The sequence below is a fragment of the Paraburkholderia aspalathi genome (assembly GCF_905220735.1).
GTDB lineage: Bacteria > Pseudomonadota > Gammaproteobacteria > Burkholderiales > Burkholderiaceae > Paraburkholderia > Paraburkholderia aspalathi.
Map to the genome: position 1 here is coordinate 659,354 of NZ_CAJNBA010000003.1, position 14,573 is coordinate 673,926.

At 61.3% G+C, this 14,573-nt stretch carries 12 protein-coding genes; 11 read left to right on the plus strand and 1 reads right to left on the minus strand.

What is annotated here, in order from left to right; translation table 11 throughout:
* Positions 1–111 precede the first annotated feature (111 nt).
* From KHO30_RS21915 to phoR, 11 genes are all read left to right on the plus strand, one after another.
* Positions 112–774 (plus strand): RlmE family RNA methyltransferase, encoded by a 663-nt coding sequence (locus KHO30_RS21915; RefSeq protein WP_054036258.1) that lies wholly within the window; start codon positions 112–114, stop codon positions 772–774.
* 189 nt (positions 775–963) lie between these two features.
* Positions 964–2,853: an ATP-dependent zinc metalloprotease FtsH gene (gene ftsH / locus KHO30_RS21920; RefSeq protein WP_054036261.1), complete on the plus strand. Its 1,890-nt coding sequence runs from the start codon at positions 964–966 to the stop codon at positions 2,851–2,853.
* Positions 2,854–2,936: 83 nt separating this feature from the next.
* Complete coding sequence (folP, locus tag KHO30_RS21925) at positions 2,937–3,836, plus strand: dihydropteroate synthase (RefSeq protein ID WP_200653109.1); 900 nt, start codon at positions 2,937–2,939, stop codon at positions 3,834–3,836.
* A 28-nt stretch (positions 3,837–3,864) separates the two neighbouring features.
* Positions 3,865–5,223, plus strand: a complete 1,359-nt coding sequence (glmM, locus tag KHO30_RS21930) for a phosphoglucosamine mutase (protein WP_093640368.1) — start codon at positions 3,865–3,867, stop codon at positions 5,221–5,223.
* Positions 5,224–5,520: 297 nt separating this feature from the next.
* Positions 5,521–6,552 carry a phosphate ABC transporter substrate-binding protein PstS gene (pstS, locus tag KHO30_RS21935; protein ID WP_093640365.1) on the plus strand — a complete coding sequence of 344 codons (1,032 nt, stop codon included), beginning with the start codon at positions 5,521–5,523 and terminating at the stop codon, positions 6,550–6,552.
* Positions 6,553–6,693: 141 nt separating this feature from the next.
* Complete coding sequence (pstC, locus tag KHO30_RS21940) at positions 6,694–7,695, plus strand: phosphate ABC transporter permease PstC (RefSeq protein ID WP_211702277.1); 1,002 nt, start codon at positions 6,694–6,696, stop codon at positions 7,693–7,695.
* Positions 7,692–8,588, plus strand: a complete 897-nt coding sequence (pstA, locus tag KHO30_RS21945; protein WP_093640359.1) for a phosphate ABC transporter permease PstA — start codon at positions 7,692–7,694, stop codon at positions 8,586–8,588. Before pstC ends, pstA begins: the two co-directional genes overlap by 4 nt.
* A 17-nt stretch (positions 8,589–8,605) precedes the next feature.
* Positions 8,606–9,454, plus strand: a complete 849-nt coding sequence (gene pstB, locus KHO30_RS21950; RefSeq protein WP_054036269.1) for a phosphate ABC transporter ATP-binding protein PstB — start codon at positions 8,606–8,608, stop codon at positions 9,452–9,454.
* A 28-nt stretch (positions 9,455–9,482) separates the two neighbouring features.
* Positions 9,483–10,187, plus strand: a complete 705-nt coding sequence (gene phoU / locus KHO30_RS21955; protein ID WP_054036271.1) for a phosphate signaling complex protein PhoU — start codon at positions 9,483–9,485, stop codon at positions 10,185–10,187.
* Positions 10,188–10,212: 25 nt separating this feature from the next.
* On the plus strand, positions 10,213–10,914 hold the full coding sequence (gene phoB / locus KHO30_RS21960) for a phosphate regulon transcriptional regulator PhoB (RefSeq protein ID WP_028199153.1): 702 nt from the start codon (positions 10,213–10,215) through the stop codon (positions 10,912–10,914).
* A 36-nt stretch (positions 10,915–10,950) separates the two neighbouring features.
* On the plus strand, positions 10,951–12,264 hold the full coding sequence (gene phoR / locus KHO30_RS21965) for a phosphate regulon sensor histidine kinase PhoR (protein ID WP_211702279.1): 1,314 nt from the start codon (positions 10,951–10,953) through the stop codon (positions 12,262–12,264).
* A 110-nt stretch (positions 12,265–12,374) separates the two neighbouring features.
* Here the strand turns inward: phoR and ppk1 are convergent, their stop codons facing one another.
* Positions 12,375–14,438: a polyphosphate kinase 1 gene (ppk1, locus tag KHO30_RS21970; RefSeq protein WP_211702281.1), complete on the minus strand. Its 2,064-nt coding sequence runs from the start codon at positions 14,436–14,438 to the stop codon at positions 12,375–12,377.
* Positions 14,439–14,573: the final 135 nt, after the last annotated feature.

Consider the following 14,573-nt stretch of genomic DNA (forward strand, 5'->3'; position numbering starts at 1 on the left):
CGCGTCAGAACAACAGAATCGCGGATGACTGCCAGTTTTGGCGGTGGCCGCGCGAATTAACCGCGTATTATCCCCTAAAGCGCCACATTTCGCAGCAAGAGTTCACCTTTAATGGCAAAAAACAAGTTCAACACGGCGTGGTTGCATGATCACATCAACGACCCGTACGTCAAAATGGCGCAGCGGGAGGGCTATCGCGCCCGCGCAGCCTACAAGCTGAAGGAAATCGACGAGCAGGACAAGCTGATCCGGCCAGGCCAGGTAATTGTCGACCTCGGCTCGGTGCCGGGCAGCTGGAGCCAGTACGCCCGCAACAAACTCGCCAAGGGCTCGCAGCGCGACGCCGAGCGCGAGGGCGGTATCGACGGCACGATCATCGCGCTGGACATGCTGCCGATGGAGCCAATCGCCGACGTGCATTTCATCCAAGGCGACTTCCGCGAAGACTCGGTTCTCGAGCAACTCGAAGAATTAGTCGGAGAACGCCAGGTTGATCTTGTAATTTCGGATATGGCGCCCAACCTGTCGGGAGTGGCGGTGGCGGATGCCGCGCGAATCGAGCATCTGTGCGATATCGCGATGGAATTTTCGCAAAACCACCTGAAGCCGGATGGCGCCCTTTTAGTCAAATGTTTTCATGGCAGCGGTTATAGCCAGATTGTCGAAAAGTTCAAGCGCCAGTTCAAGGTGGTGGCGGCCCGCAAGCCGAAAGCCTCGCGGGACAAATCGTCAGAAACGTTTATTTTGGGTAAGCATCTGAAGCGCCCCGCGTAGGTGCGCTGCAGGAAGGTTCCGCATCTGCCGATAATGTGCCCACAGCACTAGAAATTGGCGCTGTAATGGCCCGTTGCGCTATTTGTGTGGTAGCGAAACCTTATGGCAGGGGTCTGCGGACTGGATTAGAATGCTTTCGTGGTGCCGCAAGGCAAATGTAGGCGCCCGTCTAAGTGAAGGAGTGGTGCTTTGAACAACAATATGTTTTCGAAAGCAGCAGTGTGGCTGGTTATCGCACTGGTGCTGTTTACGGTGTTCAAGCAGTTCGACAAGCCCCGTGTCCAGGAAGGCGTTTCCTATTCGCAGTTCATGGACGACGCGAAGAACGGCAAAGTCAAGAACGTCATTGTCCAGGGGCGGAACCTCACGGTCACTCCAGCAGACGGCCAGAAGTACCAGATCGTGTCGCCCGGCGACATCTGGATGGTCGGCGATCTGATGAAGTATGGCGTTCAGGTGAGCGGCAAGGCTGATGACGAACCGAATGCGCTGGTGTCCGCGCTGTATTACCTCGGACCAACGATCCTGATCATCGGCTTCTGGTTCTACATGATGCGACAGATGCAGGGAGGCGGGAAAGGCGGTGCGTTCTCGTTCGGTAAATCCCGTGCACGTCTGATCGACGAAAATAACAACGCTATCAATTTCACCGACGTCGCCGGTTGCGACGAAGCCAAGGAAGAAGTTTCCGAACTGGTCGACTTCCTGCGCGATCCGCAGAAATTCCAGAAGCTGGGCGGACGCATTCCGCGCGGCGTGCTGCTGGTAGGCCCTCCGGGAACGGGTAAGACCTTGCTGGCGCGCGCTATCGCCGGTGAGGCGAAGGTGCCGTTCTTCAGCATCTCGGGTTCGGACTTCGTGGAAATGTTTGTGGGTGTCGGTGCGGCTCGTGTGCGCGACATGTTCGAGCAGGCCAAGAAGCATGCACCGTGTATCGTGTTCATCGACGAAATCGACGCGGTCGGCCGTCATCGCGGCGCCGGCATGGGTGGCGGTAACGACGAACGCGAACAGACCTTGAACCAGATGCTGGTCGAGATGGACGGCTTCGAAGCGAATTCGGGCGTGATCGTGATCGCTGCAACGAACCGTTCGGACGTGCTCGACAAGGCGCTGCTGCGTCCGGGCCGTTTCGACCGTCAGGTGTACGTCGGTCTGCCGGACATCCGCGGTCGCGAGCACATCATGAAGGTTCACCTGCGCAAGGTGCCGATTTCGAACGACGTCGACGCAGCGGTGATCGCCCGCGGCACGCCGGGCTTCTCGGGCGCTGATCTGGCGAACCTGGTCAACGAAGCAGCCTTGTTCGCGGCTCGTCGCGGCAAGCGCATCGTCGAAATGAACGACTTCGAAGACGCGAAAGACAAGATCTTCATGGGTCCGGAGCGCAAGTCGGCCGTGATTCGCGAAGAATCGAAGCGTGCTACTGCGTATCACGAGTCGGGTCACGCGGTCATCGCCAAGCTGTTGCCGAAGGCCGATCCTGTGCACAAGGTCACGATCATCCCGCGCGGCCGTGCGCTGGGCGTCACGTGGCAGTTGCCGGAGCATGACAACGAAACGTATTCGAAAGACTATCTGCTGGACCGCCTCGCGATCCTGTTCGGTGGCCGTGTCGCGGAAGAGCTGTTCCTGAACCTGATCAGCACCGGCGCATCGGACGACTTCAACAAGGCAACGGCTACGGCCCGCGCCATGGTGGCTCGCTTCGGTATGACGGACGCACTCGGACCGATGGTCTACGTCGACGACGAAAACGACGCAACGCCGTTTGGCCGTGGCTTCACGCGCACCATTTCGGAAGCGACGCAACAGAAGGTCGACGCGGAAATCCGCCGCGTGCTCGACGAGCAGTACAACCTCGCCAAGCGCCTGCTGGACGAGAACCGCGACAAGGTCGAAGCGATGACCGCCGCACTGATGGAGTGGGAAACGATCGACGCCGATCAGATCAACGACATCATGGCAGGCCGTCCGCCGCGTTCGCCGAAGAGCTCGCCGCCGTCGGCAAGCGACGCCTCGTCGGGCGGCAGCCCGGGCACCGAGGTCAAGCCGGGCAGCGCGACCGCGCCGGCCTGATCGGCGACCAGTGGAAAGTGCGGGCCGGTGTGATTCACACCGGCCCGTTTTGCATTTATTCGTTTTACGTGATTGACCGCTACGTGTCGAAAGTCGAATTTCCCTCTCTTCCCATTCCCGAACCGCTGCAATGCGGCCGCTTCAAGCTGACCTTTGAACGCCCGTTAGTCATGGGCATCCTGAACGTCACTCCCGATTCGTTTTCCGATGGCGGCCAGTACGCGATGCGCGGCGACGCGTTACGCCAGGCCGAGCGCATGCTGCTCGACGGTGCGGACATCATCGACATCGGCGGTGAGTCGACCCGTCCGGGTGCGCCGCCCGTGCCGCTCGACGAAGAGCTGGAGCGGGTGATCCCGCTGGTCGAACTACTGCGCGGCGCGAATGTGCCGTTGTCGGTGGATACATACAAGCCGGAAGTGATGCGCCACGCACTGACCGCGGGCGCTGACCTGATCAACGATATCTGGGGCTTCCGGATGCCCGGTGCGATCGACGCCGTTCGCGACAGCGAGTGCGGTCTGTGCGTGATGCATATGCTCGGCGAGCCGCAGACCATGCAGCTCGGTGAGCCTGCCTATGACGACGTGGTGGGCGAAGTTCGGCAGTTTCTTGAAGAACGGGTGGCGACCCTGAAGCAGGCGGGCATCGCTCGTGCTCGCATCAGCGTTGACCCGGGCTTTGGTTTCGGCAAGGCGGTGATCGAACACAATTACGCGCTGCTCGCGCATCTGCCGGACACGGCGCCGCGGGCCGAGCCGCCGTACCCCGTTCTGGCAGGCATGTCGCGCAAGTCGATGGTCGGCGCGGTTGTCGGACGCCCGGCGCCGGAGCGCGTGGCGGGCAGCATCGCCGCCGCGGTGTGTGCCGCCGGGCGCGGTGCGGCAATTCTGCGCGTGCACGACGTCGCGCAAACAGTGGATGCATTGAAAGTATGGGCGGCCATGCGCGACGCGGCGAATCACAGCCGCGCGCGCGGCTGAACCCACAAGCCAAGGAGGAACATAAAACATGGCACGTCGTTATTTCGGAACAGACGGGATTCGGGGCAAGGTCGGCGAAGGGCCGATCACGCCGGAGTTTGTATTGCGGCTCGGCTACGCGGCCGGCAAGGTGCTCGCGGGCGCGGACCGCTGGGCGAGAACGGGCGCACGGCCCACGGTGCTGATCGGCAAAGACACCCGCGTGTCGGGCTATATGCTCGAAGCCGCGCTCGAAGCGGGCTTTTCTGCGGCGGGTGTCGACGTCATGCTGGCCGGGCCGATGCCGACCCCGGGTATCGCCTATCTGACGCGTGCACTGCGGCTCGCCGCGGGCGTCGTGATCAGCGCGTCGCACAATCCGTACTACGACAACGGCATCAAATTCTTCTCCGCCGACGGCAACAAGCTGCCCGACGAAGTGGAATTGCAGATCGAAGAACAACTCGATCTGCCGCTCGCATGCGCCGCCTCCGAGCAACTCGGCAAGGCGCGGCGCCTCGACGACGCAGCCGGCCGCTACATCGAATTCTGCAAAAGCACGTTCCCGGCAGCATTCGACTTGCGCGGCCTGAAGCTGGTGGTCGATTGCGCGCACGGTGCCGCGTACGACGTCGCGCCGCACGTGTTCCATGAGCTCGGTGCCGATGTGATTCCGATCGGCGTCGCGCCAAACGGTTTCAATATCAACGACGGCGTCGGCGCGACCGCACCGGACGCGCTGGTGCGCGCGGTGCGCGCAAATCACGCGGACCTCGGCATCGCGCTCGACGGCGACGCCGACCGGCTGCAGGTCGTGGACGCGGCAGGCCGCCTGTATAACGGCGACGAGCTGCTCTACGTGCTGGTCAAGGACCGGATGGCGACCGACGGCAAAGTGGAAGGCGCGGTCGGCACCTTGATGACCAACATGGCGGTCGAGGTCGCGCTGCAGGAAGCCGGCGTGAAGTTCGTCCGCGCGGCGGTGGGCGACCGCTACGTGCTCGAGCAATTGCGCGAACACGGCTGGCAGCTGGGCGCAGAAGGCTCGGGCCATATTCTGTCCCTTGACCGCCATTCGACCGGCGACGGCATCGTGTCGGCCTTGCTGGTGCTGGCCGCAATGAAACGCAGCGACAAAACGCTCGCTGAGCTGCTCCACGGCGTGACGCTGTTCCCGCAGAAGCTGATCAACGTACGGATGCAGCCCGGCGCGGATTGGAAGGGCAGCGACGCGATCCGCCGCGCCATCAGCACGGCCGAGGCAGCGCTGAACGGCCGCGGCCGCGTGCTGATCCGGGCCTCGGGCACCGAGCCCGTTCTGCGCGTGATGGTGGAGGCGGAAAAAGTCGACGACGCCATTCGCCATTCCGAAGCGATCGCCAACGCGGTCAAGCTGGCCACTGCCTAAACTGCGCCTTGCCCACGGCGGCGAGGGACGACAATGAGCGCGTCCCCGCCGCCGCACCCCTTCGCCGTACCCCCTCGAAGCACACGCAAACGTTCGCGTCCCATTTTTTTCGCCTAATCTGTAGAACGGCGCCCGCAACGCCGCCAAAGCGGCGATTTGTCCGCGCTGACGCCTTTCACCTTAGTAATCTCACTGTCACATCCGTTTCACGGTTAGTCACGTTACTGTCACAAAGAGACCCTAAGCTTCGCGGTGTTCGTGTTATTCGCTCACACCGCTCACACCCTTGGAGGTCTCATGAAATTGATGCAAACCGTGTTCGCTGGCGTCGCTGGCGCGCTTTTCGCGATCGCAGCGCAAGCCGCAGACATCACCGGCGCGGGCAGCACCTTCGCAGCACCGATCTACACGAAGTGGGCCGATGCCTACCAGAAGTCGGGTGGCGGCAAGGTCAACTATCAAGGTATCGGCTCGTCGGGTGGCGTGAAGCAGATCGTCGCGAAGACTGTTGACTTCGCTGGTTCGGACGCTCCGCTGAAGGACGAAGAACTCGCGAAGGAAGGCCTGTTCCAGTTCCCGACGGTTGTCGGCGGCGTGGTGCCGGTTGTTAATGTGCCGGGCGTGACGCCGGGTGAACTGACGCTGTCGGGCGAAGTGCTCGGCGACATCTACCTGGGCAAGATCAAGAAGTGGAACGATCCGGCGATCGTTGCACTGAACCCGAAGGCTAAGCTGCCGGATACCGACATCGCCGTGGTTCGCCGCGCCGACGGTTCGGGCACCAGCTTCATCTGGACGAACTACCTGTCGAAGGTCAACGCAGACTGGAAGTCGAAGGTGGGTGAAGGTTCGACGGTCAACTGGCCGACGGGTACGGGCGGCAAGGGCAACGACGGCGTCGCAGCTTTCGTGCAACGTCTGCCGGGTGCAATCGGCTACGTCGAATGGGCGTACGCGAAGCAGAACAAGATGACGTATGTCGGCCTGAAGAATTCGTCGGGTACGGTGGTCGAGCCGAAGACGGAAACGTTCAAGGCAGCGGCAGCGGGCGCGGACTGGTCGAAGTCGTTCTACCAGATCCTGACGAACGAGCCGGGCAAGAACGCATGGCCGATCGTCGGCGCAACCTTCGTGCTGCTGCACACGGCGCAGGACAAGCCGGCACAAGGCACCGAAACGCTGAAGTTCTTCGACTGGGCGTTCAAGAATGGCTCGCAAGCTGCGAACGATCTGGACTACATTTCGCTGCCGGATTCGGTTGTGTCGGAAATCCGCACGCAGTGGAAGTCGAAGGTGAAGGACGCTGCGGGCAAGCCGATCGCTGACTAAGTTACGTAGCATGCAGTAAGCAGCAATACATTGGCCGTCCTCATTCGAGGACGGCCAATGGCGTTACCCCGGCATCAGCCAGCATTGTCCGCCGCGCGACAAGTGTCGTACGGCAACTGGAAACAGGTCCATCAGGCTCTCATGTCCGATATCCAATTAGCGTCTGGCGCGGCGAAATCGACACCGCCCGGCAGCACGTCGCAGCAGAAGGCGCCCAGCCGCGCCGGCGACGTCATCTTCGGCGGCCTTGCCCGTCTCTCCGCCATCGTCACCTTGTTGCTGCTCGGCGGCATCATCGTTTCGCTGATCGTCGCTTCGCTGCCGTCGATCAAGCAGTTCGGCCTCGCGTTCCTATGGACCGCCGACTGGGATCCACCAAGCAAGCAATTCGGCGCATTGGTGCCTATCTACGGCACGATCGCGACCTCGCTCATTGCACTCATCATCGCGGTGCCGGTCAGCTTCGGCATCGCACTTTTCCTGACCGAACTCGCGCCCGCGTGGCTGCGCCGTCCGCTCGGCATCGCCATCGAACTGCTTGCCGCGATTCCGTCGATCGTCTACGGCATGTGGGGTCTGCTGGTGTTCGCGCCGATCTTCGCGACTTGGTTCGAAAAGCCGCTTGGCACGCTCCTCGGCGGCATTCCTATCGTCGGCGCGTTGTTTCAGGGGGCGCCGATCGGCATCGGCATCCTGTGCGCCGGGGTCATCCTCGCCATCATGATCATTCCGTACATCGCTTCAGTGATGCGCGACGTGTTCGAAGTCACGCCGGTCCTGTTGAAGGAATCGGCGTACGGCATCGGCTGCACGACCTGGGAAGTGATGTGGAAGATCGTGCTGCCCTTCACCAAGAGCGGCGTGATCGGCGGCGTGATGCTCGGCCTCGGCCGCGCGCTCGGCGAGACCATGGCGGTCACGTTCGTGATCGGCAACACCAATCTGCTCGATAACGTCTCGCTGTTTTCGCCGGGCAACAGTATTACCTCGGCGCTCGCCAACGAATTCGCGGAAGCGGATCCGGGCCTGCATACGTCGGCGCTGATGGAACTCGGGTTGATCCTCTTTGTGATTACTTTCATCGTGCTGGCGATCTCGAAGGTCATGCTGCTTCGCCTCGAAAAAGGGGAGGGCGCGAAATGAGCCAGCCCACTTTGAATATGCCGGGTTCGAACGACGCCGTCGCGCTCGAAGCGATGCGCGTGCGCCTGCAAGGCCGCCGCCGCGCGAAGAATGCCGTTGCGCTGACCATGTCGCTCGCGGCTATGGCGTTCGGTCTGCTGTGGCTGGTATGGATTCTTTATACGACGCTGCGTCTTGGCATCGGCGGCTTGTCGGTCGAATTGTTCACGCAGTCCACGCCGCCGCCGAACACCGATGGCGGTGGCCTCGCCAACGCGATCGTCGGCAGCGTGATGCTGGTTGCGCTCGCAACTTTCGTCGGCACGCCGATCGGCATTCTGGCGGGCGTGTATTTGGCCGAGTATGGTCAGAAGGGCTGGCTCGCCAGTCTCACACGTTTCATCAACGACATCCTGTTGTCGGCGCCGTCGATCGTCGTCGGTCTGTTCGTCTACGCGCTCGTCGTGGCGAAGATGGGCCACTTCAGCGGCTGGGCCGGCGTATTCGCGCTCGCGTTGCTGCAGATTCCGATCGTGATCCGCACCACCGAGAACATGCTGAAGCTGGTGCCGAATGCGCTGCGTGAAGCCGCTTTCGCACTCGGCACGCCGAAGTGGAAGATGGTGATGTCGATCACGCTGAAAGCTTCGATCGCGGGCATTATCACCGGCGTGCTGCTCGGCGTCGCGCGCATTGCCGGTGAAACGGCGCCGCTGCTCTTCACCGCGTTGTCGAACCAGTTCTTCTCGTGGAACATGGACCAGCCGGTTGCGAACCTCCCGGTCACGATCTACAAGTTCGCGATGAGCCCGTTTGCGCAGTGGCAATCGCTCGCATGGGCCGGCGTCTTCCTGATCACGCTCGCGGTGCTGGGATTGAACATCCTCGCGCGCACGATCTTTTCGAATAAGTAAGGGCGGAGTGTAATCCGATGAATATGGCAGAAACTCAACTCAATCCGGGCACGCGTCCCACGGCGCCGGCCGGTTTCGATCCCGCCCAAAGCGGCCAGGCGCAAGCCCAGTCGCGTCCGAAGATCGAAATCAACGACCTGAACTTCTTCTACGGCAAGTATCACGCGCTGAAGAACATCAATCTGCGGATTCCTGAAGGCAAGGTCACCGCCTTCATCGGCCCGTCGGGTTGCGGCAAGTCGACCTTGCTGCGCACGCTCAACAAGATGTACGCGCTGTATCCGGAGCAACGCGCCGAAGGCGAGATCCTGATGGACGGCGAAAACCTGCTGACCTCCAAGCGCGATATTTCGCTGCTGCGCGCGCGGATCGGCATGGTGTTCCAGAAGCCGACGCCGTTCCCGATGTCGATCTACGACAACATCGCGTTCGGCGTGAAGATGTTCGAAACGCTGCCGCGCTCGGAAATGGACGACCGCGTGGAATGGGCGCTGACCAAGGCCGCACTGTGGAACGAAGTCAAGGATAAACTGGGCCAGAGCGGCTACGGTTTGTCCGGCGGCCAGCAACAGCGTCTGTGTATCGCGCGCGGTATTGCGATCCGCCCTGAAGTGCTGCTGCTCGACGAGCCGTGTTCCGCGCTCGACCCGATTTCCACGGGCCGCATCGAAGAACTGATCGCCGAGTTGAAGAGCGATTACACGGTTGTAATCGTGACGCACAACATGCAACAGGCCGCGCGCTGTTCGGACTACACTGCCTATATGTACCTCGGTGAACTGATCGAATTCGGCGACACCGAAAAGATCTTCATCAAGCCGGTCCGCAAGGAAACCGAGGACTACATCACTGGCCGCTTCGGCTAAGCCGCCGCGCAAAACAACGGAGTACGACATGTCCGATAAACATCTGTCCAGCCAGTTCGACGCCGACCTGAACCTCGTTTCCTCGAAGGTGCTCGAAATGGGCGGCCTGGTCGAGTCGCAGATCGTCAACGCGATGATCGCGCTCAACAACTTCGACCTCGATGTATGCGAGCAGGTGATCGCCGCTGAAGACCGTCTGAACACGATGGAAGTCGAGATCGACGAAGAGTGCAGCAACATCATCGCGCGCCGTCAACCGGCCGCGCGCGACTTGCGCCTCCTGATCGCGATTTCGAAGACCATCACGAATCTCGAGCGCGCCGGCGACGAAGCCGAAAAAATCGCCAAGCGCACCAAGCGGCTGATGGAAGACGGCGCTTCGCGCAGCATCAATATCGCCGAGATCAAATTGTCGGGCGAAATGGCAGTGTCGATCCTGCGCCGCGCGCTGGACGCCTTTGCGCGTCTGGACACGGTCGCCGCCGCGCAGATCATGCGCGACGACAAGGCGATCGACGAAGAATTCCGCGCTTTCGTTCGCAAGCTGATTTCGTACATGACTGAAGATCCGCGTTCGATTTCGGTGGGCCTCGATTTTCTGTTCATCGCCAAGGCGATCGAACGGATCGGCGATCACGCGAAAAACATCGCTGAATTCATCATCTACATCGTCAAGGGCACCGACGTGCGGCACAAGTCGCGCGACGCGCTCGAACGCGAAGCACTCAGTTAACCAGTCATAAGGACCAGAGGTGCCGATGCCCAGCAGCATTCTCGTCATTGAAGATGAGCCCGCCATTTCCGAACTGATTTCGGTCAATCTTCAACACGCCGGACACTGCCCGATTCGCGCGTACAACGCGGAGCAGGCGCAGAACCTGATCAGCGACGTATTGCCCGACCTCGTGCTTCTCGACTGGATGTTGCCGGGCAAGTCGGGCATCGCGTTCGCTCGCGATCTGCGCAACAACGAGCGCACCAAGCACATCCCGATCATCATGCTGACCGCACGTGGCGATGAGCAGGACAAGGTGCTCGGCCTCGAAATCGGCGCGGACGACTACGTCACCAAGCCGTTTTCGCCGAAGGAACTGATGGCGCGTATCAAGGCGGTGTTGCGCCGCCGTGCGCCGCAGTTGACCGAAGACCTGGTCGCGATCAACGGCCTGAAGCTCGATCCGGCAACGCACCGCGTCGCCGCACACGCCGAAGGCAGCGAGATCAAGCTCGATCTCGGCCCGACGGAATTTCGTCTGCTGCACTTCTTCATGACGCACCCGGAGCGCGTGCACAGCCGTACGCAGTTGCTCGATCAGGTGTGGGGCGACCACGTGTTCGTCGAAGAGCGCACGGTGGACGTGCACATCAAGCGTCTGCGCGCGGCACTGAAGCCGGCCGGGTGCGATGCTATGATTGAGACGGTACGCGGCAGCGGCTACCGTCTCGCGAAGAGCGCGTGACTTTGCGGTAGCACTTTTCTCTTCGATCGCTAGAACATGAACATCATCTGGGCGCGCTCCATCGTGTCGGTCGTGCTGCTGGCTGTTCTGTGCGTGGTGGTCGGCGCACTCCTGAACGTCAAGGCAGGGCTGGCCCTCGCGATCGTCATGCTGCTCGCGCAGAGCTTCTTTAGCACCTTCCACAAGCAGCGTTTGTGGCGCCTGCTCGACGCCCCGGTCTACGGCGAAGTGCCGAGCGCCCCCGGCATCTGGGGCGAAATCTACTACCGTCTGCATAAGCTCGCGAAGCGCTGGCATGCGCAGGTGCGTCAGGTCGAGCAGCAGCATTCGCGTTTCATCCAGGCGATCCAGGCGTCGCCGAACGGCGTGGCGATGCTCGACGACCACGATCAGATCGAGTGGTGCAACGCGATCTCCGAACTCCATTTCGGGCTCGATGCGAAACGAGATCTGCGTCAGCACATCACGCATCTCGTGCGTCAGCCCGATTTCGTGCGCTATCTGAATTCGCAACGCTACGAGCAGATGCTGATCATGCGCGGCATGGGCGAGAAGCGCCAGAACGTGCTGTCGGTGCAAGTGTTTCCGTATGGCGAGAATCGCAAGCTGGTGCTGTCGCAGGACATCACCGAGCTGGAGCGTACCGACGCGATGCGGCGCGACTTCGTCGCCAACGTGTCGCATGAATTGAAGACGCCGTTGACTGTGTTGTCGGGTTTTCTCGAGACGATGCGGGAGCTGCCGCTAAGCGAAGCCGAGCGCGGGCGCTACCTCGAACTGATGGAACAGCAGGCCTCGCGCATGCGCCATATCGTCAACGACTTGCTGGTGCTCGCGAAGCTCGAAGGCGACAACAAGCCGCCGAGCGATCAGATGATCGATATGCGCGCGGTGCTGCGGCATCTGCGGGACGACGCGCAAAGCCTGTCGAGCGACCATCACAAGATCGCGTTCGACGCCGACGAAGGGCTCACCGTCACTGGCGTGGAAACGGAAATTCTCAGCGCGCTGGGCAACCTCGTGACCAATGCGATCCGCTATACGCCGGACGGCGGTGCGATCAAGGTGAGTTGGCAGGCCAACGGCGGCAGTGCAGTGTTTTCGGTTACGGACAGCGGCCTGGGGATTCCAGCCGCGGACATTCCACGTCTGACCGAGCGCTTCTATCGCGTCGACCGTAGCCGCTCGCGCGATACAGGCGGCACGGGCCTGGGTCTCGCCATCGTCAAGCATGTGCTGCAACGGCACGATGCGCAGCTCGACGTGAAGAGCGAAGAGGGACGTGGCAGCACGTTCACCGTGCGTTTTCCGGTGTTTCGCACGGCGCGTCGGCAACCGGCACCGGTTTGAAAACGTTGGTCTGAAAAAAAGCCCGCCTGGAGCAAGACAAGGCGGGCTTTTTTTTATGCGCAGCGCCGCTTGCTTCAGCGGAGCGTGAACGCAATCAGGCAATCACAAACTCACGAACAGAATTTCCCTAGCAGACTCATCTGCGCATTGCGCGAGGATTTGCCCGGCCGGCGGCGCCGATAGTGGCCGTCGCTTTGCATCAGCCACGCGGACTGGTTGTCGCCGAGAAAGGCCGACAGCCCTTCAGCAATCACACGCCGCTTCAAGCGACGGTTGTTGACCGGAAACGCCACTTCCACACGGCGGAAGAAGTTACGGTCCATCCAGTCGGCGCTCGACAGATACACCTGTTCCTTGCCGCCGTCGTAGAAGTAGAAGATGCGGTGATGCTCGAGGAAACGCCCGACGATCGAGCGCACCGTGATGTTCTCCGACAAACCCGGCACACCCGGTTGCAACGAACACACGCCACGTACGATCAGATCGATCTTCACGCCCGCCTGTGACGCTTCGTACAGCTCGGCAATCACGGTCGGTTCGAGCAGCGCGTTCATCTTCGCGACGATGCGCGCTTTCTTGCCGGCGCGCGCATGCTCGGCTTCCGCGCGAATCGCTTCGACCAGTTTCGGATGCAGCGTGAACGGCGACTGCCACAACTCGTGCAGCGACAGTTCACCACCGATACCGGTTAGTTGCTGAAACACGTGGTGCACGTCTTCGCAGATCTTCTGATCCGCGGTCATCAGCGCGAAGTCAGTGTAAAGACGTGCGGTGCGCGGGTGATAGTTGCCGGTGCCCAGGTGCACGTAACGCTTGAGCGTGGTCCTGCCGCCCGACGAGACACGCCGCACGATCAGCATCATCTTCGCGTGGCACTTGTGGCCCACCACGCCGTACACGACGTGCGCGCCCACCGCTTCAAGCTGCGACGCCCAGTTGATGTTGGTTTCTTCGTCGAAGCGCGCGAGCAGTTCGACCACCACCGTCACTTCCTTGCCGTTGCGCGCCGCTTGCATCAGCGCATCCATCAGCGGCGAGTCGGTGCCGGTGCGATAGATGGTCTGCTTGATGGCCATCACGTTCGGGTCTTTAGCTGCCTGCAGCAGCAACTCGAGCACCGGTTGAAAGCTCTCATAAGGATGATGCAGCAGCACGTCCCCCTGATCGATCACGTCGAACATGCTGGTGCTGTTGGCGATCTGCGGCGGGATCGCTGGAATATGCGGAACGAATTTCAGGTCGGGCCGGTCCACCATCTCCGGCAATTGCATCAACCGCACCAGATTGACGGGACCGTCCGCGAAATAGCAATCCTTGGTGGTGAGGCCGCTTTCGTCGAGCAGGCGCCGCACGACATGCGTGGGCGTCTCCGCCGACACTTCGAGCCGCACCGCGTTGCCCAGATGGCGCGCCGGCAGTTCGCCCTGCAGCGCGACACGCAGATTGGTGATTTCGTCTTCGTCGACGAACAGTTCGCTATTGCGTGTGATGCGAAACTGGTTGCAGGTGCGCACCACCAGGTTCGGGAAAAGCTCGCCGACAAAGCGCTGCAGCAACGAGCTCAGCAGCACGAAACCATGCGGATAGCCCGACAGTTCCTGCGGCATGCGCACGAGCCGCGGCAAGGCGCGCGGCGCTTGCACGATGCCCATCATCGCCTGGCGGCCGAACGCATCCTTGCCTTCGAGTTCGACGACGAAGTTCAGGCTCTTGTTGAGCACGCGCGGAAACGGGTGAGCCGGATCGAGGCCGATCGGCGTGAGCACCGGCAGCAGTTCGTCGAAGAAGTAATTGCGCGCCCATTCGGTCTGCGCTTCGTTCCACGCTTCAGTGCCGTGAAAATAGATGCCTTCTGCTTCGAGCGCGGTGAGCACCGTGTCGTGCAACATGGTGTACTGGCGATGCACGAGCCTCTGCGCGCGCTCGACCACGAGGTCGTACACGTGCTGCAGCGACATGCCGTCCGGCGACAGCGCGCCCGGGTTGTCGCGCATCTGTTCCTGCAGTCCGGCCATGCGGACTTCGAAGAATTCGTCGAGGTTGCTACTGGTGATGCAGATGAAACGCAGGCGTTCGAGCAAAGGGACGGCAGGGTCGGCAGCTTGTGCCAACACACGCTCGTTGAAACCCAGAATGCCCAGCTCGCGATTCAATAAGGGGTAGCGGATGGACATCGGCAGCGAGAATGGAATGTCAGGAAGGGAGACGTAAAGACGCTCGGAAATTCTCACAGTATGATGACGTTGTTATGACATTCTCGAAGTTATAAATTCTACGCCGTATTCATTGCGTGTCGTAATTATGACGCA

Coding starts and splice junctions, on each gene's coding strand:
- KHO30_RS21915 (WP_054036258.1), top strand. CDS start 112: ATGGCAAAAAACAAGTTCAACACGGCGTGGTTGCATGATCACATCAAC.
- glmM (WP_093640368.1), top strand. CDS start 3,865: ATGGCACGTCGTTATTTCGGAACAGACGGGATTCGGGGCAAGGTCGGC.
- pstS (WP_093640365.1), top strand. CDS start 5,521: ATGAAATTGATGCAAACCGTGTTCGCTGGCGTCGCTGGCGCGCTTTTC.
- pstC (WP_211702277.1), top strand. CDS start 6,694: ATGTCCGATATCCAATTAGCGTCTGGCGCGGCGAAATCGACACCGCCC.
- pstA (WP_093640359.1), top strand. CDS start 7,692: ATGAGCCAGCCCACTTTGAATATGCCGGGTTCGAACGACGCCGTCGCG.
- pstB (WP_054036269.1), top strand. CDS start 8,606: ATGAATATGGCAGAAACTCAACTCAATCCGGGCACGCGTCCCACGGCG.
- phoU (WP_054036271.1), top strand. CDS start 9,483: ATGTCCGATAAACATCTGTCCAGCCAGTTCGACGCCGACCTGAACCTC.
- phoB (WP_028199153.1), top strand. CDS start 10,213: ATGCCCAGCAGCATTCTCGTCATTGAAGATGAGCCCGCCATTTCCGAA.
- phoR (WP_211702279.1), top strand. CDS start 10,951: ATGAACATCATCTGGGCGCGCTCCATCGTGTCGGTCGTGCTGCTGGCT.
- ppk1 (WP_211702281.1), bottom strand. CDS start 14,438: ATGTCCATCCGCTACCCCTTATTGAATCGCGAGCTGGGCATTCTGGGT.